The organism is Paenibacillus doosanensis (assembly GCF_025060755.1).
Taxonomy (GTDB): Bacteria; Bacillota; Bacilli; order Paenibacillales; family NBRC-103111; genus Paenibacillus_S; species Paenibacillus_S doosanensis.
Window position 1 is genome coordinate 93166 of sequence record NZ_JANYUY010000013.1, and the last position, 20206, is coordinate 113371.

At 54.3% G+C, this 20206-nt stretch carries 23 protein-coding genes and 2 pseudogenes; 16 read left to right on the forward strand and 9 right to left on the reverse strand.

Features of this window, described 5'->3' with window-relative positions; translation table 11 throughout:
* Positions 1–41: 41 nt before the first annotated feature.
* The 3 genes from N0M98_RS12060 (at position 42) to N0M98_RS12070 (ending at position 2348) form a co-directional block, all read left to right on the forward strand.
* Complete coding sequence (locus N0M98_RS12060; RefSeq protein ID WP_259618004.1) at positions 42–1715, forward strand: ribonuclease J; 1674 nt, start codon at positions 42–44, stop codon at positions 1713–1715.
* A 93-nt stretch (positions 1716–1808) separates the two neighbouring features.
* A complete protein-coding gene (locus tag N0M98_RS12065) occupies positions 1809–2123 on the forward strand; it encodes a metal-sulfur cluster assembly factor (protein WP_259618005.1) in 315 nt (104 codons plus the stop codon).
* 84 nt (positions 2124–2207) lie between these two features.
* Positions 2208–2348 (forward strand): hypothetical protein, encoded by a 141-nt coding sequence (locus N0M98_RS12070; RefSeq protein ID WP_249861862.1) that lies wholly within the window; start codon positions 2208–2210, stop codon positions 2346–2348.
* A 167-nt stretch (positions 2349–2515) separates the two neighbouring features.
* Here N0M98_RS12070 and N0M98_RS12075 read toward each other — a convergent pair whose 3' ends face one another.
* On the reverse strand, positions 2516–2848 hold the full coding sequence (locus N0M98_RS12075; protein ID WP_249861863.1) for a hypothetical protein: 333 nt from the start codon (positions 2846–2848) through the stop codon (positions 2516–2518).
* 135 nt (positions 2849–2983) lie between these two features.
* Positions 2984–3589 (reverse strand): pentapeptide repeat-containing protein, encoded by a 606-nt coding sequence (locus tag N0M98_RS12080; protein WP_259618006.1) that lies wholly within the window; start codon positions 3587–3589, stop codon positions 2984–2986.
* Between the two features lie 224 nt (positions 3590–3813).
* On the opposite strand from N0M98_RS12080, the gene N0M98_RS12085 reads away from it, so the two are divergent.
* Entirely contained in the window at positions 3814–4545 is a 732-nt protein-coding gene (locus N0M98_RS12085; RefSeq protein ID WP_259618007.1) for a DUF1906 domain-containing protein, read from the forward strand.
* Positions 4546–4710: 165 nt separating this feature from the next.
* Here N0M98_RS12085 and N0M98_RS12090 read toward each other — a convergent pair whose 3' ends face one another.
* Positions 4711–4911, reverse strand: coding sequence for a hypothetical protein (locus N0M98_RS12090; RefSeq protein WP_249861866.1), 201 nt, complete (start codon positions 4909–4911; stop codon positions 4711–4713).
* A 352-nt stretch (positions 4912–5263) separates the two neighbouring features.
* Here N0M98_RS12090 and N0M98_RS12095 point away from each other — a divergent pair, with 352 nt between their 5' ends.
* Positions 5264–6448, forward strand: coding sequence for an MFS transporter (locus N0M98_RS12095; RefSeq protein ID WP_249861867.1), 1185 nt, complete (start codon positions 5264–5266; stop codon positions 6446–6448).
* A 70-nt stretch (positions 6449–6518) separates the two neighbouring features.
* Here the strand turns inward: N0M98_RS12095 and N0M98_RS12100 are convergent, their stop codons facing one another.
* Positions 6519–6674: a hypothetical protein gene (locus N0M98_RS12100; RefSeq protein WP_259618008.1), complete on the reverse strand. Its 156-nt coding sequence runs from the start codon at positions 6672–6674 to the stop codon at positions 6519–6521.
* Between the two features lie 79 nt (positions 6675–6753).
* On the opposite strand from N0M98_RS12100, the gene N0M98_RS12105 reads away from it, so the two are divergent.
* On the forward strand, positions 6754–7980 hold the full coding sequence (locus tag N0M98_RS12105) for an RtcB family protein (RefSeq protein WP_259618009.1): 1227 nt from the start codon (positions 6754–6756) through the stop codon (positions 7978–7980).
* A 71-nt stretch (positions 7981–8051) separates the two neighbouring features.
* Complete coding sequence (locus N0M98_RS12110; RefSeq protein WP_259618010.1) at positions 8052–8405, forward strand: hypothetical protein; 354 nt, start codon at positions 8052–8054, stop codon at positions 8403–8405.
* Between the two features lie 250 nt (positions 8406–8655).
* Here N0M98_RS12110 and pdxK read toward each other — a convergent pair whose 3' ends face one another.
* Entirely contained in the window at positions 8656–9465 is an 810-nt protein-coding gene (gene pdxK, locus N0M98_RS12115; protein WP_259618040.1) for a pyridoxine/pyridoxal/pyridoxamine kinase, read from the reverse strand.
* 483 nt (positions 9466–9948) lie between these two features.
* On the opposite strand from pdxK, the gene N0M98_RS12120 reads away from it, so the two are divergent.
* From N0M98_RS12120 to N0M98_RS12130, 3 genes are read left to right on the forward strand one after another with little or no spacing between them, the layout of a single operon-like run.
* Entirely contained in the window at positions 9949–10680 is a 732-nt protein-coding gene (locus tag N0M98_RS12120) for an EAL domain-containing protein (RefSeq protein ID WP_259618041.1), read from the forward strand.
* 9 nt (positions 10681–10689) lie between these two features.
* Entirely contained in the window at positions 10690–11043 is a 354-nt protein-coding gene (locus tag N0M98_RS12125; RefSeq protein ID WP_259618011.1) for a hypothetical protein, read from the forward strand.
* On the forward strand, positions 11040–11837 hold the full coding sequence (locus tag N0M98_RS12130) for a GGDEF domain-containing protein (RefSeq protein WP_259618012.1): 798 nt from the start codon (positions 11040–11042) through the stop codon (positions 11835–11837). The genes N0M98_RS12125 and N0M98_RS12130 overlap by 4 nt, the downstream gene beginning before the upstream one ends.
* A gap of 425 nt (positions 11838–12262) precedes the next feature.
* Here N0M98_RS12130 and N0M98_RS12135 read toward each other — a convergent pair whose 3' ends face one another.
* The 4 genes and pseudogenes from N0M98_RS12135 to N0M98_RS12145 form a co-directional block, all read right to left on the reverse strand.
* Positions 12263–12454: an S-layer homology domain-containing protein gene (locus N0M98_RS12135; RefSeq protein ID WP_259618013.1), complete on the reverse strand. Its 192-nt coding sequence runs from the start codon at positions 12452–12454 to the stop codon at positions 12263–12265.
* A 27-nt stretch (positions 12455–12481) separates the two neighbouring features.
* Positions 12482–12565 (reverse strand): annotated as a pseudogene (locus N0M98_RS33880) (hypothetical protein); the annotation flags it as partial.
* Positions 12556–12843, reverse strand: a pseudogene (locus tag N0M98_RS12140) (cadherin-like beta sandwich domain-containing protein); the annotation flags it as partial. The pseudogenes N0M98_RS33880 and N0M98_RS12140, both read right to left, overlap by 10 nt.
* 5 nt (positions 12844–12848) lie before the next feature.
* Positions 12849–15299 (reverse strand): fibronectin type III domain-containing protein, encoded by a 2451-nt coding sequence (locus tag N0M98_RS12145; protein WP_259618014.1) that lies wholly within the window; start codon positions 15297–15299, stop codon positions 12849–12851.
* A gap of 415 nt (positions 15300–15714) precedes the next feature.
* On the opposite strand from N0M98_RS12145, the gene N0M98_RS12150 reads away from it, so the two are divergent.
* The 6 genes from N0M98_RS12150 to N0M98_RS12175 all read left to right on the forward strand — a co-directional run bounded on the left by N0M98_RS12150 (position 15715) and on the right by N0M98_RS12175 (position 19889).
* Positions 15715–15963, forward strand: coding sequence for an Lrp/AsnC ligand binding domain-containing protein (locus N0M98_RS12150; protein WP_259618015.1), 249 nt, complete (start codon positions 15715–15717; stop codon positions 15961–15963).
* A 46-nt stretch (positions 15964–16009) separates the two neighbouring features.
* On the forward strand, positions 16010–16429 hold the full coding sequence (locus tag N0M98_RS12155) for a BlaI/MecI/CopY family transcriptional regulator (RefSeq protein WP_259618016.1): 420 nt from the start codon (positions 16010–16012) through the stop codon (positions 16427–16429).
* Between the two features lie 3 nt (positions 16430–16432).
* On the forward strand, positions 16433–17281 hold the full coding sequence (locus tag N0M98_RS12160) for a M56 family metallopeptidase (RefSeq protein WP_259618017.1): 849 nt from the start codon (positions 16433–16435) through the stop codon (positions 17279–17281).
* A 938-nt stretch (positions 17282–18219) separates the two neighbouring features.
* Entirely contained in the window at positions 18220–18627 is a 408-nt protein-coding gene (locus tag N0M98_RS12165; RefSeq protein ID WP_259618018.1) for a DoxX family protein, read from the forward strand.
* 120 nt (positions 18628–18747) lie between these two features.
* Positions 18748–19452, forward strand: coding sequence for a DsbA family protein (locus N0M98_RS12170; RefSeq protein ID WP_259618019.1), 705 nt, complete (start codon positions 18748–18750; stop codon positions 19450–19452).
* Positions 19453–19460: 8 nt separating this feature from the next.
* Complete coding sequence (locus tag N0M98_RS12175) at positions 19461–19889, forward strand: disulfide oxidoreductase (RefSeq protein WP_259618043.1); 429 nt, start codon at positions 19461–19463, stop codon at positions 19887–19889.
* Positions 19890–20206: the final 317 nt, after the last annotated feature.

Genomic DNA, 20206 nt, shown 5'->3' on the forward strand with positions numbered 1-20206 from the left:
AATGATACTAGACACCAATAGATATTCGAGGGGGTGTTTTCGTGAGAGGCTCAGGCCAAAAGCTATCCATTTTCGCCCTCGGAGGCGTAAATGAAATCGGTAAAAACATGTACGTCGTGCAGTACGGCAAAGATATCGTCGTAATCGATTGCGGATCGAAGTTTCCCGACGAAAGTTTATTGGGAATCGATCTCATCATTCCCGATATTTCTTATTTGATGCAAAATCGCGATAAAGTGCGGGCGTTGATCATTACCCACGGTCACGAGGATCATATCGGCGGTTTGCCTTATGTTTTGAAACAAATGAATATGCCGGTCCACGGCACGCGGCTGACTCTGGGGCTCATCGAAGCGAAATTAAGGGAGGCTCGTCTGCTTGGGCAAACGAAGCTGATTCCGATCGACTCGGATTCCCGGCTGGAGCTGGGCTCGATCACGGCTGCATTTTTCAAAACCAATCACAGCATCCCCGACTGCCTCGGCATCGCTTTCGAGACTCCGGAAGGAACGGTCGTTCATACCGGAGATTTCAAATTCGACCTGACCCCCGTCAACGAACAGTACGCGGACATTCACAAGATGGCGGATATCGGCAAAAACGGCGTGTTGGCGCTGCTGTCGGAGAGCACCAATGCCGAACGTCCCGGCTTCACGCCGTCCGAACGCAATGTCGGAGAGCATATTTTGGAGGCCTTCCGCAAGGCGCGCCAGAAAATATTTTTCTCCACCTTCGCATCGAACGTTCATCGGCTGCAGCAGGTCATCGACGCGGCCGTGGCAACCCGGCGCAAGATTGCCCTGCTCGGCAGAGGAATGGAAAACGTCGTCGCCATCGCCGCGGAGCTCGGGTATATTCGCATACCCGAAGGCATGATGGTAAAGCCGGAAGAAGTAAACGGGCTGCCTCCCGGCCGGATCGCCGTCCTGTGCACGGGAAGCCAAGGCGAGCCGATGTCCGCTTTGTCGCGGCTGGCCGGCTCCATGCACCGTCAGGTTGCGATTTTGCCCGGAGATACAGTAATTCTCTCCGCTACGCCGATCCCGGGCAATGAACGCAGCGTGGCGCGCATGGTAGATAACTTGTATCGGCTCGGAGCGGAGGTCATCTACGGTTCAGGAACGGTGACGGGTATGCACGTGTCCGGGCATGCCAGCCAGGAAGAGCTTAAGCTGATGCTTACGCTGATGAAGCCCAAATACTTTATCCCGATTCACGGCGAGTTTCGGATGCTTCACCTGCACGGCCGATTGGCCGAAACGGTAGGGGTCGACCCCGGTCATATTTTTATCGTGGGCAACGGAGATGTTGTCGACATCGAGAACGGAACCGCGATGCAAGCCCGTAAAGTTCAAGCCGGAAACACCCTGGTGGACGGCTGGGGCATTGGCGACGTCGGCAGCATCGTGCTGCGGGACCGGAAGCATTTGTCCGAAGACGGCATGCTGGTCGTGGTCGTTACACTGAGCAGGACCGAGGGGCAGATCGTATCCGGGCCGGATATTATTTCGCGCGGCTTCGTCTACGTCCGCGAATCCGAATCGCTGCTGGAAGAAGCCAACCGGCTTGTAGCCGAAACGATCGCGCGGCTGCAAGCGGAAAATGTTTATCAATGGAGCGCGCTCAAAATCGGCGTCAAAGACGTGTTAGGACGCTACCTGTATGAAAGCACCGGGCGCAAGCCCGTTATTTTACCGATTATTATGGAAATTTAACGGCGAGGAAAAGCGATACGGCAGAAGCTCCCGTTGCCATCAGGGTCGGCCCGGCAGGAAGAAGTTAGATTTATTGGAGGGAGGTGCGACAGCATGAGTTTAGAAGACCGCGTTGTAACTGCGCTGGAAGAAGTGATCGATCCTGAAATCGGCGTCAACATTGTCGATCTCGGGCTTGTCTACGATGTGTCCGTTAGCGAAGCCGGAAAGGCGTCCATCAAGATGACGTTGACCATTCCCGAATGCCCGCTCGCCGATACGATCGTCTCCGATGTGGAGAAGGCGGCGGGGCAGGTGCCCGGAGTCAATGAGGTCGACGTCAAGCTGGTTTGGGAACCCAAATGGACTCCGGCCAAGATGAACGATCAGGCGCGGGAAGAGATCCGGGCGCGTCAGACGTTGTCCTAGCCCGTGCATGATTCAATCGGACTTGTATATCCTAAGGGCGTAGAAGCTCATTCTGCAACCCGATATGTGCGGAGGTGAAACGAAATGGCAAAAGGAATGAAGAAGAACGAAGGAAACAAATACAATACCAATCCGAATTATGCGGATCAAGTATTGAAGAACCATGAAACGCAGCCCGCTCAAAACAGTCCGCGCGAAAGCGACGATACACTTCGCCATCGTTAAATCCGACATCGTCGCATGCGGCATCGGCATGTTCGACAAGGTTAAGGCAGCTTATTCATTCGGCTGCCTTAACCTTTTATTCGTAGGAGCGCCCGCCTTCACATATAGAAAAAAAGACCGCTTCGGGCGCGCTCCATGCGCCAAAAGCGATCCGGTTAGCGAAGCGGTTATTGATACATTCTGCCGCTTGGATACGCCGGCATGCCGGACGGATTGTATTCGGAATATCCGCCTAAGGCCATTTGCTGACTTTCCAGCTGTCTGCAAATTTGCGCTACTTGCTGCAGCTGCTGCATGGCGAGCTGATGCCCGTGCAGAGCGGTCTGGATCATATGGACGGCCTGCCGCTCCCGCTGCGCCAATTGCTCCAGATGGAGCGCGTTTTGCTGCTCTTGCTGCAAGAGCTGCTGATACATCTGGCTCGCTTGCTGGGTTTGGCTCATCAACTGCTGGATCATTTGCTCGCATTGGTTAATCTGATTGGACATCGCTGTGTGCATGTACGATAGGCTCCTTTATATCCATGGTTTGCAGTGCGCCTTTATTGTGGGTTAAACCGCACGGCAATATTCATTATCCTGAATAAGGAAACCCGCTTGATTCAGATTGTTCAGGGCGATGACTGACATGGACTGCTATTCGACCTTGGCGCCGAACGAGCGTAAAAACGCGATCGCCTGTCCCGCATCCATCCGCGCTCCCTTGACATCAAGCGATTTGAAGTCGACCCCGTCCATAACGGCGCCGCGCAAATCAGCCCCCTGGATACGCGCTTTGCCCAGCTGGGCCCGCGTCAAGTCGGCCGACCGGAGATCGGATTTCTCCAGACTGCATTCATATAAATCCGCCTCGACAAAACGGATTTCGCGCAAATCCTGCTTACCGAGACGAGCATGGCGCAAATTCGTATAAGACCAGTCCCCGCGAACGATCGTAATGCCGTCCATCGTGCATTCCGAAAAATCGGAGCCGACCATTTTGCATTCCTCCAGCTTGGCCGCAAACAGGTTCGCGCCGCGAAATCGGCAATTGGTGAAGGCGGTGCCTTTGTGGACCGAGCCGTTCAACTGAGCGCCGCTAAAATCGCAGTCGATGAATTGGCATCCTGTCGTCCATATTTCCTCCAAATAAGTCCCGCGAAACCGGCAGCGCTGAAACAGGCAATGGCTTAATTCGCCGCCGCGCAAATCTTTTTGACTGAAATCTACCTCGTCGTACTGCTGATCTATGTAAGAAAACATAGGAACTCTCCTTTATTTTGACTGTATTCCTTTCTCATTATGCGCGCTGGTCAAAGCCGGTTGCAAGGACGAATTCATTTCGGGGCGGCTTGAAGCTTCGACCTAGCTGGTTAAACGCCTGTTTAAATTGAGCAGGGCTATAATCACTAACTATGAAGCTTTTTTTGCATAACTTATAGTAATAGCGTGCTGCTGCGGCAGACGACAAAAGGGAGAGATGCAACATGGCCAAAGGATTTGACTGCGCAACACCGCTTACGGCGAACACAGCTGCGGCGTTTGAGCGGGACGGGTACGTTTTTGTCGCCCGCTACCTCGTTCCGAGCAGTTGGAAAGCTTTGACCCGGCAAGAGGTCGATACGATCAGCAATGCCGGATTGCAGATCGTCTCCGTCTATGAAACGACGGCGGACCGGGCCTTGGGCGCAAGAGCGGCGGGATTGTACGACGGCGCGTCGGCGCTGGCCTTGGCGGGGCAAATGGGGCAGCCGCCGGGAAGCACGATCTATTTCGCGGTCGACTTCGATGCCTCGTCCGCTCAGATGAGCTCGGTCATCAGCTATATTCGCGCAGCAAGCGAAGCGACGCCCGGGTACAATACCGGGGTATACGGATCTTATTCCGTAGTTGAAGCGGTAATGGCGGCAGGAGCCTGTTCGCGCGCATGGCAAACGTATGCTTGGAGCGGCGGCAAAAAATCGGCGAGAGCGAACATCTATCAATACCAAAACGATATTACGGTAAACGGCATCGCCGTCGATCTGAACGAATCTTATGGACAAGAGGGCTGGTGGAACACAGCCGGGGCCAATGTTTCTCTCAGCGTAAGCGACGCGAATAAGCTGATCGAATTTATGAAGGCCGGGTATTTCGCGGCGAACGACGAGGCCGGCAAGGAGGAGTTTCACCGTCTGGCCAACGAACTGCGCAAAGCCTCGGGACAGCCGGAGGAGTAAGCGCGAGTCTGTCCCGCCGGGTACGCCGAATATGCCCCGTCCGCTCAAGGAGAGCAGGCGGGGCTGTTATAAGATCGCCGTCGCCATACGGCGGCGCTTGGACGCGGCTTCATCGCGGAAGGACACGGCGTTCGATGGCGTTGACGATGGCCAATAAAATACCGGTCAAAAAGGCGGCTTGCGGTAGCGGCCGCTTCCTTCCGAACGCACCTGCTTCTTCCCGACGAACGCCATCACCGTCACGGAGAAGGCGATAAGCAGAACGGATTCGAATACCGAGATATGGCCGTCGTTAGCCCACATCAAGGTGAGAAAGAGCAAGATCCACATGTTGACGTAAATATATTCATACAATAATCTCGGCATGCATCCACCCTCATTTCATTGTCTTTTCCATAGGCTCCGATGAGTGGGTTGAATTAATACTGCTATAATTTTATAAAAATCCGGAGCAAATTTCAAAGGAAAAAGCAGCAATTTGTCGTATGCTGCGGCGACAGTTCTCCAGCCTTTTATATTATATGACCCGATTGCAAACGTTGGAACTCTCTGTAGAAAAATAGGACAGCCCGCCCGAGTAAGGTCGGTTGAGAGGGTTTACAGATAGAAGCCGGGATGTTACGATGAATCTGTTAATAAATTGTTAAGACAATTATTGAAATGAAAACAATGTCTTGCTATTTTAATCGGGAGTCGTTTATACGGTGCGGAGGTTGTCATGGAGATTTGGAAACGAAATTTATGGCTCCTATGGGTAGGATGCTTTATTACATCGGCAAGCTTTTCCATGGTTATCCCCTTTTTGCCGTTGTTCTTATTACATATCGGAGTAAGCGAGAATATCGAAATGTGGTCGGGACTGTTGTTCAGCTCGGCCTTTTTTGCCGGCGCTATTTCTTCGCCTTACTGGGGCGCGCTGGGAGATAAATACGGGCGCAAGCCGATGATTATTCGCGCGGGCTTCGTCCTGTGCGTCATTTACTTGCTGACGAGCATGGTAACGAGCCCGTATCAGCTGCTTATCCTTCGTTTATTACAAGGGCTGCTCAGCGGATTTATTCCGGGTTCGATCGCGCTTGTCGGCACGAATACGCCGGAGAAGCATGTGGGTTACGCGCTGTCCATGATGTCCACCTCCACGGCGACGGGGAGTATTATGGGCCCGCTCATGGGCGGCTTGATTTCGAAAATTTTTGACAGCCGCGTCGCCTTCGCCAGCGCGGGAGTGTTCGTGCTGTGCAGTACGCTGCTCGTGCTGTTCTGGGTGAACGAGGAGAAGTTCGTCCCGAGCAAGGACCGGTCGTCGATCATCGCCTCGATGAAAATGGCCGTCAAAAATAAACCGTTCGTGACCGTGCTCGGCTTGACGTTATTGACCCAATTTTCCGTAATGACGATCGAGCCGGTGCTGCCGCTGTACATCGTGCAGATCGGCGGCTCGGCCAAGGACGCCTCGCTCATGGCGGGAATCATCTTCTCGCTGGTCGGGATCGCCAGCATTTTGTTCGCCCCGCGGTGGGGCAAGCTGGCCGATAAGATCGGTTTTCATAAAATTCTCGTTATCGGCCTTTTCGTCGGCGGCCTCGGCAATCTGGCGCAAATTATGTTCCACGGCATTTGGGGCTTCTCGATCGTCCGCTTTATTTACGGGGCTTTCTTCTGCGCGGTTTTCCCGGCCTTGAACGGACTGGTCGTCAGAACGACGCCGGCCGACTTCCGCGGACGCGCCTTCGGCTTGAACCAGACCGCCAGCCAGCTGGGAGGCATGCTGGGGCCGCTCGTCGGCGGAGCGATCAGCGGCGTGTTCTCGATCCACAGCGTCTTCCTCGTCACCGGATTGCTGCTGCTGCTGGCGATGGGCGCCGCTTATTGGTCGAAGGATAAGGAAATGCAGCCTTCTTAGCATGAGGCTTGCCCGGCACATCTACAATTTCATATCCCGATCGATGAACCCGCGGGACGCGCTGAATAGGTTATGTGAGGCGCATCCCCGGGTTTTTGTTGTTGCCAAGCGGATTGCCGAAACGAGGCGCGGGATCAATTTCAACGGCCAAGCTGCGCGCCGCTTTTTGGGGGATCGGCTGGCGCCCGGTTGCTGGATTGAGCGCTTGTCGTAATACTTTCGCCATGTACGGCACTGTCTTTATCGGGGAAAATGGAACTATCGTCGCGAGAGCGATTATAGAAAGACGAGGAGTTGAATGATTCATGGCATATGAAGTGATAGACGGAGTGCGGGTGTGGGGAAAGCCGGATGAAGGGGCGCTTGCCCAAGCGCGGATATGCGCGTCTCACGGCAATGTGATACAAGCGCTGCTGATGGCGGATCATCATAAAGGCTACAGCCAGCCTATCGGCGGCGTCGTCGCCTATGACGGTCAGATCTCGCCATCGGGCGTCGGCTACGATATCGGCTGCGGGAATAAAGCGGTTCGCACGAATGTGCAGGCGGCGGATATCATGCCGCGCATCGGGCCGGTGATGGATCTGATCGCCAAGCGGGTTTCCTTCGGGATCGGGCGCTCCAACAGCGAGAAGGTCGATCATGAGCTGTTCGACGACCCGGATTGGTCGGTCTACTTAGCGGTCGGCCGTCAGGAGCATGATAAATTGAAAGCTTTGGCTCGCGATCAGCTCGGCACGGTCGGCAGCGGCAACCATTACGTCGATCTGTTCGAAGAGACCGGAACCGGGAGACTGTGGATCGGCAACCATTTCGGCAGCCGCGGGTTCGGCCATAAGACGGCGAGCGGATTTCTGAACTTGGCCGCAGGCCGCGAATTTCTGGGGCGCGCTCCGGGGGAGAGCATGGATCAGCCGCCGGTGCTGCTCGATATGGACAGCGAGCTCGGCGATATGTATTACCGGGCGATGAAGCTGGCCGGCAGGTACGCTTACGCGGGAAGAGATTATGTCATCTCCCAGGTGCTGTCCCTGCTCGGGGCTGAGGCCGAGCTGGAGGTGCACAATCATCATAATTACGCCTGGAAAGAGCGGCATCACGGTCGCGAGGCGATTGTCGTCCGCAAGGGAGCGACGCCTTCGGCTCCGGGCCAGCTCGGCTTTATCGGAGGGAGCATGGGCGATATTTCGGTCATCGTGCGCGGCAAGGAGACGGAGGAGAACCGGGATGCCTTTTACAGCACGGTTCACGGCGCGGGCAGAATTATGAGCCGCACGCAGGCTGCGGGCAAAATGAACTGGAAAACCCGCAGCCGTTCGGGCGGCCAGATCTCGCCGGAGCAGATGCAAGCGGCGGTCCGCAGCTTCGGCGTCGAGCTGCGCGGAGCCGGAACCGACGAGAGCCCTTTCGTCTATCGCAGGCTGCAGGAAGTGCTGGATGCCCATGCCGATACGATCGACGTCCTGCATGTGCTCAAGCCGATCGGCGTCTGCATGGCCGGAGCCGATGAGTTCGATCCGTATAAGGATTGAGGTTCTATAATTGTTGAAAGATCGTAATTTTCAAAAGCGGTTTTCATTATGATAGGGAGAGCATGCATAGGATGAGCGAATTTACGGTAGGAACGCTTTTTCGGACAAGCGAGTGTGTCGATAAAACATTTAGCGAGATGCTAGCCGATAAGGACAGAATCGAGAAATTAAACGACATATGGTCGGTTATCCTGATGGAGGATCAATATTTGAGCCATCCGGCTACAGTCGAAAAATTAGCTGAGCTGTCCCGAAAAAAGCCGCTGCTTTATTTTTACAATGCCGAGGATCACGGATGGGGATGGATGAGGAAAGATACCCCGGTGAAACACCGCATGCTTTGTCCAGAGAACGGACGGAGGAGATTTTTGAGGAAGTTAAGCAATTGCCGGAATTTCTCAAGATCATCTGGAGTCCATCCATAGTCTGGTACATGAATTTAAAGCTATTATGGGGTTCAAGGAAATGACATGGGTGAATTACGATATGGATCTTTCTAATCGCTAAACGATGGCCTCACCTTCGATACCCGGCACGATAAAGCCCCGGCATCGGGTACCCTCCATTCGAGGAGGAATCCGAAGCCGGGGCTTTTTTGGCTGTCCAGCGCAACTAGCCACGCCTTGAAACGCTGCGGCTATTCAGCGGCCGTGCTGCGTTTGCGTTTGTGAGTGGTTATTGGAACTTTCTGTAAGCCGAATGCATTGTAGGGCCGACGAAGGAATTGATCGGGAAGCCGTGCTTGATCGCGCTCATAATAAACGCTTTGGCCGTAGATACCGCTTGCTTCACATCGCTTCCCTTGGCCAGCTCCGCGGTGATGGCGGCGGAATACGTGCAGCCGGCTCCGTGCGTGCAGGTCGTAGCGATTTTCTCCGATTCGTAGAGCTCGAAGCTCGTACCGTCGTAGAGCAGATCGACAGCCGTCGGATGATCGAGCTTCGCTCCGCCTTTGATCAGAACATATTTGGCGCCGGACTCGCGGATCGTTTGCGCGGCTTCCTTCATGTCGTCGAGCGTCTTGATCGGAGCGCGGCCCGCGAGCTGGGCGGCCTCGAACAAATTCGGCGTCACGACATCGGCCAGAGGCACAAGCAGCTCTCTAAGCGCTACGGTCGATTCCGGATGAAGCGCTTCGTCATTGCCTTTGCATACCATCACCGGGTCGATGACGATGCGGCTTAAGCCCTTCTTCTTAATCGTTTCGCTGACCAGCTCGATAATTTCTACGGAGCCGAGCATCCCGGTCTTCAGCGCATCGACGCCGATGCCGCCGAGTACGGTTTGCAGCTGCGCTTCAATCGTCGGCAGTGCCACGGGATGGACGCCGTGATGCCAGTTATTGTCCGGGTCCATCGTCACGATCGTCGTCAGAACGGTCATTCCGTAGACGTCTCTTTCTTGGAAGGTTTTCAAATCGGCTTGAATTCCGGCGCCCCCGCTCGTATCCGAACCGGCAATCGTCAAAGCTTTGTGCATACTCATCATGCTTCTCTCCTTATAGCTGTCTTTCGTTACAAAGCCGTCGGCGGCGTCAGCTCCCGCGGGAGCCCGCCGAACCAAAGGCTGGTATTCTTTATCCTATCACTTTACACGGAATTTTCAATGGAAAAACGCGAATATTCATATTTGTAACGAGAAACAGCGGCACTCCGGGGGCTAGCAGTCAAGCTCTGCGATGCCGCTGTTTATGCCGTCCCGCGTTCAGTCCGACGGCGAACCCGTCGCGGCGCGGCTGATCGGATTGACGGCGCTCAGGAAAATAGGCTTTGAGAACTAGTTGATAGAAAGAAGATTTTGTCTTTTTTGGGACGGGCGACCTGGGAAGTGTAAAATATTTGTCGATATATGTAAGGGATTGCTGGATTTGATAAGCAAATTCATTTAATATTAGTATGATGCTAGCAAATTATAGAAATCGATTGTGCCATCATCAGCCCTTTAATTAGGAAGAAAGGAATATTGACAATGCCTTATGAAAAAGCGGGTTGCTCTTTCTCGCATGTATATCAACCGATCGTCTACATGGAAAATAGAGAGATACTAGGATTTGAGGCTCTGATCAGAAGCAATGCAGGACATCCGGAGCAGCTGTTTGAGACGGCCCGCCGAGAAGACCGCCTGTTCGATTTGGATACGCAATCCGTCCTTCAGGCTGTCGGTCAATGCAGTCAAGTCATACCGGGGCAAAAAAATCAGCTGTTCGTTAATATATATCCGTCTACGCTGCTTCACCATGAATTTCATGCATTCCTGAATGAGCTGGTCCTGCGGAGAGCCGGAACCGGCCTGGACATCGTATTTGAAATTAACGAAGCGATCGAGGAATTCGACCGGTGGACGGAACTGCTGGACAGAGGCATTGTGAATTTATTACATAAAAAAGCGATTTTGATCGCATTCGACGACGTCGGGGAAGGCGCCATATCCCTGAAGCAGCTGGTCGATTTCGAACCCGATTACATTAAGCTGTCCAAATATTTTACGTACGGTCTGGAACACTCCAAGGGCAAGCAGCGGATGATTCGGATGCTGACGGAATTTTGCAGCGGAGGCTCCTCCGAGCTGATCGTCGAAGGGATTGAAAATGAGCGGCAGTATGAAATATTGGAGCAGATGGGGGTCGTATACGGTCAAGGTTATTTGTTTGCAAAGCCCCAGCCTCTGGAAGAACTCATGTTCGTTAACCCTATATTGTAAAGGATGTTTATGATGAGTCAAGTGAACTATTCTCGCAGAGCGAGCTTGTCCATGAAAATGACGGAATTTGAGATGCCGCCGATGCAGGATTTGCTGATTATCGGGAAAAGAGCGCCGATCGGACCTGAGGCGGTAAGAAGAATGGCGGAAGCGCTGTCTCCCGAGCAGTTCTCGATATTGAAGTTCGATCATCCCAAGGTCGAAGGGGTGTTAATTCGCAATTCACTGCTCGAAATGCTCGATAAAAATCTGCTGCTCGAAATTATATTGGAGGAAGCGGACAAGCTGATCAATGAATCGATGGTATTAAGAGCCGAATTGAAAATAACGGTTTCAATTCAACGAGAGGTGGAGCTTCAGTGAAGGTCGGACAGGTCATGTCGGAAAAAGTATGCAGCATCACTTCCGGAAGGAGCGTTAGATATGCTGCAGATCTGATGAATGAGCTGGGAATCGGTTCGCTGATCGTAATCGACGAAGGGGAAGTCAAAGGGATCATTACTTCGAAGGACATTCGTTCTGCTCATCCGAATCGAATCGTCGCCGACGCGATGACGGCCAATCCGGTAGGCGTATCCCAATCGGTGTTCATCGGCAGCGCGCTGCTGACGATGGAACAGCATAACGTGGAGCGGCTGATCGTCCAAGACGGCCAGCAAGTGAAAGGCATCGTCACGCGCGAAACGTTAAAAAGCACCATCGGCAATTATATCGATCCGTTGACGAATCTGTACCGCTCCAATTACATAGAGTACATCCACGAATATTTAGTAGAAGAGGGTACGCCGTTCTATTTGCTGTTCATCGATTTGAACGATTTCGGCAAAGTGAATAAAACGTACGGGCACGCGGTCGGCGACGATCTGCTGATCCACTTCTCCGGCATGCTGAAGCAGGCCGTACAGGATCGGGATTATTTATGCCGATACGGCGGAGATGAATTTGTCATTATTACGAACCGAAGCCGAGAAGAGATCGGCTTCCTGACGGAACGGCTGTCCACGCCGGTTACGTTCCATTCGTTCACGATTTCCGCGGCGGTCGGCGTCGTAGCCGGTTATGCCGATAACGGGCAAGCGCGTACGTACCGCGATTGTATTAGCTCCGCGAGTCTGCTTTCCACCAGTGCCAAGCAAAAAAGGCAGAATGCGCTGTAAGGCGCCGCTTGCATGCTGATGAGAATCTGCTTGGAGCGCGGCCGCTCGTCGATGAAACGATGCCGGTTAACGCCGCTCGCAAATTCCTCGTTATCCGGCGCTCTCTTCGTGTATGAGAAGCCGGCGAAGAAATCGTTGAGAAATAAAAGAAGGGTACTAGGATAACTTTGATATAAAGTGTAGTAAATACATAGGGATAGTCGGTTTTATCGTCCGCCGGAACAAGCGCAGACCTCTACTCTTCTTTTATTGAGGGGAAGTGCGCGTCTCCTAAAAAAGAACCTTCCGTTTCCGCGGTGTTCGCGGAACGGAAGGCTTTTGCCGTTTATCGCTAGGCTTAGCGATGGAAGATCAAATGGGCACCGCAGCGGACTTGTTCACCAAGCTTTTAAGTACAAGCCGTAAATTAGCTTGATCGCTTGAGCTCAGGTGCTGTAGTCGTCCGGAGCGAAGCGGCCTTCGGGCATTCCGTCCATGATCCCGGCCTGCTGCAGCTTTTCAATCGCTTCGGCGGCATAGCTTTGAATATCGCTGTGATCGCTGAACGCTCTGCCCGGAACGGCCGGAGCCAGCTGAATTTGCGCCAGCCTGGATGCCCGGTAAGCGAGCGCGGCCATTTCCTGGCGGGTTATTTGCCGGCCGATGCCGAAGGAGCCGTTCTCGTAGCCTTGAGTAATGCCGAGCTTCTGAGCGCAGGCAGAGCGGCGCGATGGACCGTTACGCCGCAGCTTTCGGCCGAGCTTCCGTCAGCCGCCGTCACGCCGATTGCAAACAGGCTGTCGCCTTCCGGGAGAGGGACGCCGCTTGTACGGTATACCGCATCGCTGACCGTATAGGCGACATCGGTGACGGTATCGCCGCGTTTGACGGTGATGCCGCTGAGCGAAGCGCGGGCGGCGGTCGTCGCCGCCTGCAGCGTAACGCTGCTCATGGCGTGAGGGGTGCGGTACACATAAGCTTTCGTCTGCGGATCGAATCCGGCCAAAGGCTCGTCATTGACGGCAATTCCTTTTAGCGTCGCATCGCTGTCAGGCCGACCTTAAGCGAATAAACGGCCGTTCTTCCTTTATAGGTGGCGCTGATGACGGTATCGCCCGCGCGAAGCGCAGTCAGCAGTCCGTCCGCTGCTACGGACGCGACCGCAGGATCGCTGCTGGTAAACGAAGAATTCGCGGTCACATCGCTCGACCCCTGTTTGCCCAAATTATAGTGCACCTTCAACGGGAAGGTCTGCCCTTCGGTTAGCGCCGCCGCAGGGCCGTCGATCGCAATGTGATCGTACAGCTCCCATGCCTTCAGATCGACGATCTGCAGCCGGTCGAGCGGATAGTTGATTTCGGGACGATAGATGTTGGCGCCCGATTCGTACATAATGTACAGCTTGCCGTCCAGCTCGAAATTTCCTTCCGCCGAAGGAGGCATATTCAGCGAGTCCTCTATATTCAGCCCGTCAAGGAACCAGACCGGCACCGTCGTATCCCCGATCGTTACGCTAGTATGCGGCGGCTCCTGCACGCTTGCTTTATATTTCAAAATATTGCTGTTCGGATTCCCGTTCGTTTGGCTTAGCATGACCTCGTCCGCCGTGATCGTGGCGCCTTGAATGCGGTCCGTCACCGAGAAAATATAGTTCGGGATCACCATACCGTCGCTTGTCAGCTTGGAATCCGCAGGAAGCAGGTCCGTCTGCGCATCGAGCTTATAGCCGACGATCCAGGCGTTGTACACCTTGTTATCGCGCGTCGTCATTTTCTGAATCGGCGTAGTCAAGTAGTTCGGCGAGCTGTAATAATCGCCAACCCATAGAATACCGTCGGAATATGTGGCAAAAGAGGCCCGCGTATTGGTCAGGAAGCTGCCCTCGAACGACAGATTGGCGTTATCCGGACAGTTGACCACATCGTCCAGCTTCAGCCGGAGCAGTTCCTTGCCGTAGGCAACCCATACGTATTTATCGCTGACGGCGACTCCGCCCGCATGTCCGGTGAACGGCTGTCCGTTCTTATATAAATGAATCGTTTTGATATGCTTGCCGGTCGTTAAATCGATGATCGTCAGCGTGCTGGCGCGCCGGTCGTCACGGTAGCTGGAGAGGACGGCCCAGTTTTTGTCGCGAATGATATGCATCCCCTGCGGAACGAGTCCCTGCAGCAGTCCGGGCACGATCGGTCCCGGCTCGCTCACGTCGAGGAACCGCTGATAAGGCGTAATGTCTCCGACAATCGGAGCGCCCGTCTCGACCTGCGTCAGCGGCTCATGCGGCAGTGTTACGGTCAGCGGCGGCGACTTCTCGGATTCGTTGGCCGACGAATCGACGGCCGACACCTGAAGCTTGTACTCGAAGCCGCCGGATAAGGAGGCAATATCGGCGGTATACGTTGACGACGATACGGTGGCTGCCAGCGAGCCGTTCCGGTATATGTTATACGATGCGATATCCGGCTCGGTATTCGGCGCCCAACTCAGCTTCACCTCAGCGACGCCGGTTTGCGATGCCGCAAGTCCGGCCGGAGCGTCGGGCGGGATCGAATCGATGACCTCCGGCTGCGGCTCAGCCTTGACAGGCTCCGAAGGTATGGACATCTGGAAATCGCCGTTCACCGCGACGACCGAGAAACGGTATTCGGTGAAGTTGGTCAATCCCGTCACTTCGTACGAGGGTTCGGACGCCGTATCGTTTTCCATCACTCCGTTGACGATGACGCGGTAGCCGGTTACGTTCGGATCGGCGCTCGCCGTCCAGTTCAGCCGCACCGAGCGGTCCCCCCGCACGGCGAACAAGCCGGCGGGCGGCACGGGTGCCGAAGTGTCCGGAGCTTGGCCGGCAACGATGCTGCCAGGCGTCGGCGTCTGCTGATTGGCCGTCTTGCGCATGACGATCGTCTGATCGGTCGGGTAGCTGTAGATGACGCTTTTATTCAGCACCACGTCGTCGTTTTCGCCGGTTCCGTCCGAATACGAAACGCTGCACAGCTGGAAGCCGTCGCTGTCTACAAGAATAAGCGTACGGGAACCGCTGTTGGACAAGCCTTGGCCGGATATCGGGTAAAACTGGTCTTCCCGGATATGGGAACTGAAGTTGGCGTTGAACGCCTCTACGCTGCCGGATAAGCCCGGCGACTGCACCCACAGAATCATCGTGTCATGCGGCTGGATCGCCATATCTTTATCAAGATTCCACGTGGAAGTCGTATTATAAATAATTTTGTATCCCTTCAGCGGGATCGGGGTACTGCTGTTGTTATACAGCTCGATATACTCGAAGCCGTCGACCGAAGAGCCGGAGGCGTTGACCGCGTTGGTCGTATCCTGAACCATCTCGGTAATCGTCAGGGGAGGGATCGGCACGGAGACCGCTGCGGCTTGCGCCGTAGGCAGCCCGTGAAGGCCGGCAAGCGGAGGGAGGGCAAGGAAGAGCGCGAGCCCTGCCGTAAAACGTCGTTTCCATTTATGGGTTATCATTTGAACACTCCTTTAGAAAGGCTTATGCTGTGTGCTGCCGATTGCAGCGATTTTTGGGCAACGCCAAAAAGACGAGATCCACCTCCCCGTACAAATCGTCTCCTTCTCGCCCGTATTGCGGCCAGAAAGGGAAAATGTTGTAGGATCAGGGTTTTCTCATCGTCTCCACCCATAGTCCTTATAAATAAAGCGCATTCAAATCGAGAAAAGTATATCATAAGCCTTAGTCTCTGTATAGTTAATAATCCGTTAAGCTCTATGAAAAACAAGAGCCGTTTTCCGGCTTGCGGTGAGCGGATGAGGGGGGACCGGTTCGCCTTTTTTGTTCGCCGGGCCGCATGGCCAATCGGTAAAACGATTGGGGAGAAGGCTCTCATACTGCTGCATCGGCGCCATCATGAGCCGGTTGCGAAGTTTGAGATTGCCGACGGTTAGCGGGATATCGAGGGTCATCGATGTCGTGCTGTTCAAAACGGGCAACTGTGCGGAGTTCCAACGCTTCTGCACGGAATCGCCGGACGTCATCGGATTGTACCGTATTAGCGGGAAGTTCAATTTCACGTTGAAAGCGACCGCCGAATCGCCGGAAACGCTGACCGCATTTCTCGATTCCAGCAGCCCTAACGGCTTCCCCTCGAAGCCCTGTATCCCGGCTCCGCCTTGACTTTTCCGGGCACGGTCACTACAATTTGTAGTGAGAGGTGTGGCAATTGAAAATTCATCATTTCAAAACGAATGAAAGCGGTTTGAACCGGTTCTTCGGCGCGTTGGAAGCCAAGATCATGGACATTCTGTGGGACGGCGCGGAGAAATCGATCAAGGACGTGCAGCAGAAGCTCGAGCGCGATCAGAAGAAGCTCGTGAACTTCAACACCGTCATGACGGTAATGAACCGTCTGGTAGAGAAGGGCGTGCTGAATAAGCGGCTGGAAGGCAGGTCTTTTGCTTATAGTCCCGTTCTGTCCAAGGAACAGTTCATCGACACGCAGTCCAAAGAATTGACGCATGAGCTGATTGAAGAATTCGGCCCGCTTGTCGTGAGCCATATGCTCGACGCCTTGGAAGAGGCGGACACGGAACTGATGGAAAAGCTGGAACAAAAAATAAAACAGCTGAAAAAGGAAACGTAATCGATGTGGGAAACTCGATCGAAGCTGATTTTTGGTTCGTGTATGCTGATTGCGGGGCTGATGTTTTTCCAGATGGGCATGTATACGATGCATGCGCTGGCCGGCTGGGAAGTGAAATATAATGTCATCCAGTTTTGCCATACGGCGATCCGGTCGCTGGGCGTCACATGGGCCGGTTATATGCTGAACGCTATCGTATTTCATACGCTGCTGCTCGCGGTTTGGAGCGCGGGCAAGCAGCTGTATTTATCCCGAGCCTTTCACGGGAAGCTGCGGCTATACCGGCACGAGGCGCTGACCCGGCAGATTTGCGAGCAGTACGGCGGCGGGAGCGCGCCGCTAACCGTCATTCGCGGCTCTGCGCCGATGGCCTTTGCGGCGGGGGTATGGAAGCCGCAAATCGTCTTGTCGACGGGCTTGCTGGAGCTGCTTGATCCGAGCGAGCTGGCGGCGGTCATCCACCACGAGACGTTCCACCGCAAGCACGGCGATCCGCTGAAAATATTTTTGCTGTCGCTCCTCGCCTCCGTGATGTGGTATATGCCGATATTGAAATCCTTTCATCATAATTATAAAATCGTCAGGGAAATCCTGGCCGATAATTACGCGATAGATAAGCTGGGAGGCTCGGCGGATCTTGGGGGAGCGCTTCTCAAGCTGCTGAAGGGACAAGCTCCCGTGAACTTGCCGATCCCGCATGTATCCTTTACGGACACGTCGATCAACTTCCGCATCCGGAAGCTGCTGGAGCCGCACGGCGAGCTTCCGCTCAAATGGCCTTTCACGCCTGCCATGATCTCGGTTCAGGCGATGCTCGCTTTATGCTCGATGTTTATTGTTGCGATGCATTAACGCAATCGCGGCGAAAAAGCGGCTGCAGCCGCCTGTAGGAGGCGGAACGGTGCAAGCTGCGTCCTGTTGGCCGGATTTCCGCCGGTTCATGAGGGTACGATTCATGAAACCGGGGGAAGACGGTGAGCGGAATCGGGTTTTCCCCGTCCGCTGCGCTGCTCATTTGATCTTCCCATCGCCGCCGTTGAAACCGGATTTTGGGATTGTTTACGGAGAAAATCCGTTTTTCTTAGGCGAACGCTGGCGCTTTTCCAGATTCCTTCCAAGGAAAGCTAACGCTAACGGACACCGGCGACCTTAAACCGTCCTAATCCGCCGGGTTCAAACGGTAACGGTCAACACGGCGCTTATTGGCCCCGGTTCGCCTCGGAAGAGAGCTACTTCAGGCAAAAAGCTGCGCCCTTGTCCGTTAGAAATCCGAAAGGCCGGTTTAAGCGCAAATAGCTGCGTCTGTGTCCGTTATCGTTTTCGTTGACGATTCAGTTGCAAGGGCGCTCGTTTTGGAGAAGACGTCGATAGACGTTGTTCTCACCTGTTCTCACCGCATCGGCATAGTGCAGTTATCGAAATCGTTATCGTAATAATAACCCCTCGGTATCGGCTGTGGAAACCTCTTGAACGCGATCAAGCAAGCTTTGAACACGGACATGCAGGCATCTGTATGTTGTTAGGAGAGCGATGGACGTTTTCGCATGCACAGCGACACTACGGGTTGTAGTTTGTGGCTTTTACCGGCAGATGCTTTCCCGATACGAGCTTCTTCTCTTACGCCGGCATCGCCCGGACGTTCATAGAGTCAAGCGGCACGCCGCGCCTTTCCGGCAGAAGCCGCCGTCTTTGCAGAGTATCCTTGACCCGCCTCGCCCGCTGCATAGCACCGCTTATGTTGCCTACCGCAGCTTGGGCCAGTTATATTATAAGGAAGGAGGAAGTCGGCGATGCCGCATGTAAAAGAAGGGCTCGGCGCTTTTATATTAAGAGTGGCGCTCGGATTTACTTTTTTCATACACGGTTGTTTGAAGTTTCAGGGGGGAATCGAGAATACCGCGGCATTCTTTGAAACGCTGGGCTTGCCGGGCATATTGGCCGATGCCGTAGGCGTGGTCGAGCTTGTCGGCGGCGTGTGCGTTATGCTGGGCATCGGCGCTCGCACCGTTTCCGCGGCTTTTGCGCTGATTTTGCTCGGTGCGATCTTTACGGCCAAGCGATCCGCGGGATTTGCGGGAGGCTGCGAGCTGGAAGTGGCTCTGCTCGCCATGTCGGTACATACGATGCTGAGCCCCAATCCGATCTTCGCCGTCGGCAATTTGCTGACGAGGGCGGAGGCTACGGGCCGGGAAGGCTGAATAGGGCCGCGGACCACCGGCTTCCCGTTCGGAACCGCACCCGGGGGAGCAGCGAAGCCGGTGAAACGATATGACGATTGTGGTAATATAAACAATGATAGAAAGAAGAGGGGTATTTCCTTGAAAGCTACAACGAAAAAAGCGACTTATAAAGAGCAGAAGAAGCTGGAGAAGCAAAAAGAACAAGCGCGCATGCGGAATATTATGTGGATTACGGCGGCCTGCGTCGTCGCGCTCATCGCTATTATCATTATCGTAATGCCGAAGCCGCAGCCGGTGCAAATGCCGTATGAATCGATGCCGACGCTCGGCAAGAGCGACGCGCCTGTCAAAATCGTCGAATTGGGCGATTACAAATGTCCTTCCTGCAAAGTGTTCAGCCAGCAAATCGAACCGCAGCTGCAAAAAGATTTCATCGATACGGGGATCGCATCGCTTCATTTTATGAACTATACGATCATCGGCCCGGATTCCAACACGGCGGCGCTGGCGGCCCAATCGATTTTCCACCAGAATAACGACGCGTATTGGAAATTTTACGACGCGATTTACAAAGCTCAAGGGGATGAGAAGCTGCCTTGGGCGACGCCGGAGTTTTTGACGGAGCTGGCCCGCAAAGAAAACCTGCCGATAGACTACGACAAGCTGACGGCGGATATTGCGGGGAAAACGTACCAAAGCGAAATCGACGCGCATAACGCGTTCGCCCGCAACAATCAAGTTGGCGGCACGCCGACATTGTTCATTAACGGCAAAAAGTTCGACGACGTATTCGATTACAACAAGATCAAAGCTGCGATCCAAGAAGCGCAAAAGGGTGAGTAAACGACGTGATCCGATCGATATGCAAGCAATACGGGTTGTATATGGCCTGGGCGGTGTCCTTGGTCGCGGTAGCGGGCAGCTTGTTTCTGAGCGAGGTGCTGGGCTTCGAGCCGTGCAAGCTGTGCTGGTTCCAGCGCATCTTTATGTACCCGCTCGTCATTGTGCTGGGCATGGCGTGCTATAAAAACGACCGCAGGCTAATCCCTTACGTGCTGCCGCTCAGCGTGATCGGCGGGCTCATCTCGCTCTATCATTACGCGGAGCAAAAAATTCCCGGATTGGCCAAGCTGCTTCCGTGTACGGTCGGGGTTCCGTGCAATCAGGATTATATCGACTGGTTCGGCATTATTACGATTCCTTTAATGGCGCTTACGGCATTTATTTTCATTACGGTGTTCCTGCTGCAGGCCCGCCGTTCCGGCGGCGAAGAGGAGTAATCCGGCATTCGGCCCGGGTTGCGGCAAGGACGGCTTCATAAGCGATACCGCTTTTTACGCAGAATGCGAAAGAGGCGCGATGCTTATGGAGCCGTTTTTTTTGTTGTGAAGGAAACGATGCGCGGACATAACCGGGAGCTTCTCCCGATGGGGGATGAGGCGTTCGCACCGATTCGGCCGACATATAGCGGCCGTTCGGGCGCGGGTCCGCAGACAAGCGGCGCAGCAAAGCTGTCTAAGGCCGGCGGAGCCGAGTGCGCGATTCTGTTGCGGCGCCCCGGCCTCTCCCGGAGCAGGATGTTTTGCATCGCAAGCTG

Excerpts from the sequence above, each read along its gene's own strand:
- N0M98_RS12100 (WP_259618008.1), bottom strand. The coding sequence starts at position 6,674 with ATGGCGAAAGTATTACGACAAGCGCTCAATCCAGCAACCGGGCGCCAG.
- N0M98_RS12165 (WP_259618018.1), top strand. The coding sequence starts at position 18,220 with ATGCCGCATGTAAAAGAAGGGCTCGGCGCTTTTATATTAAGAGTGGCG.
- N0M98_RS12075 (WP_249861863.1), bottom strand. The coding sequence starts at position 2,848 with ATGCACACAGCGATGTCCAATCAGATTAACCAATGCGAGCAAATGATC.
- N0M98_RS12120 (WP_259618041.1), top strand. The coding sequence starts at position 9,949 with ATGCCTTATGAAAAAGCGGGTTGCTCTTTCTCGCATGTATATCAACCG.
- N0M98_RS12070 (WP_249861862.1), top strand. The coding sequence starts at position 2,208 with ATGGCAAAAGGAATGAAGAAGAACGAAGGAAACAAATACAATACCAAT.
- N0M98_RS12125 (WP_259618011.1), top strand. The coding sequence starts at position 10,690 with ATGATGAGTCAAGTGAACTATTCTCGCAGAGCGAGCTTGTCCATGAAA.
- N0M98_RS12110 (WP_259618010.1), top strand. The coding sequence starts at position 8,052 with ATGAGCGAATTTACGGTAGGAACGCTTTTTCGGACAAGCGAGTGTGTC.
- N0M98_RS12105 (WP_259618009.1), top strand. The coding sequence starts at position 6,754 with ATGGCATATGAAGTGATAGACGGAGTGCGGGTGTGGGGAAAGCCGGAT.
- N0M98_RS12080 (WP_259618006.1), bottom strand. The coding sequence starts at position 3,589 with ATGTTTTCTTACATAGATCAGCAGTACGACGAGGTAGATTTCAGTCAA.
- N0M98_RS12090 (WP_249861866.1), bottom strand. The coding sequence starts at position 4,911 with ATGCCGAGATTATTGTATGAATATATTTACGTCAACATGTGGATCTTG.
- N0M98_RS12135 (WP_259618013.1), bottom strand. The coding sequence starts at position 12,454 with ATGGCCGCGCTCGCTTACCGGGCATCCAGGCTGGCGCAAATTCAGCTG.
- pdxK (WP_259618040.1), bottom strand. The coding sequence starts at position 9,465 with ATGAGTATGCACAAAGCTTTGACGATTGCCGGTTCGGATACGAGCGGG.
- N0M98_RS12145 (WP_259618014.1), bottom strand. The coding sequence starts at position 15,299 with ATGATAACCCATAAATGGAAACGACGTTTTACGGCAGGGCTCGCGCTC.
- N0M98_RS12095 (WP_249861867.1), top strand. The coding sequence starts at position 5,264 with ATGGAGATTTGGAAACGAAATTTATGGCTCCTATGGGTAGGATGCTTT.
- N0M98_RS12160 (WP_259618017.1), top strand. The coding sequence starts at position 16,433 with ATGTGGGAAACTCGATCGAAGCTGATTTTTGGTTCGTGTATGCTGATT.
- N0M98_RS12065 (WP_259618005.1), top strand. The coding sequence starts at position 1,809 with ATGAGTTTAGAAGACCGCGTTGTAACTGCGCTGGAAGAAGTGATCGAT.
- N0M98_RS12085 (WP_259618007.1), top strand. The coding sequence starts at position 3,814 with ATGGCCAAAGGATTTGACTGCGCAACACCGCTTACGGCGAACACAGCT.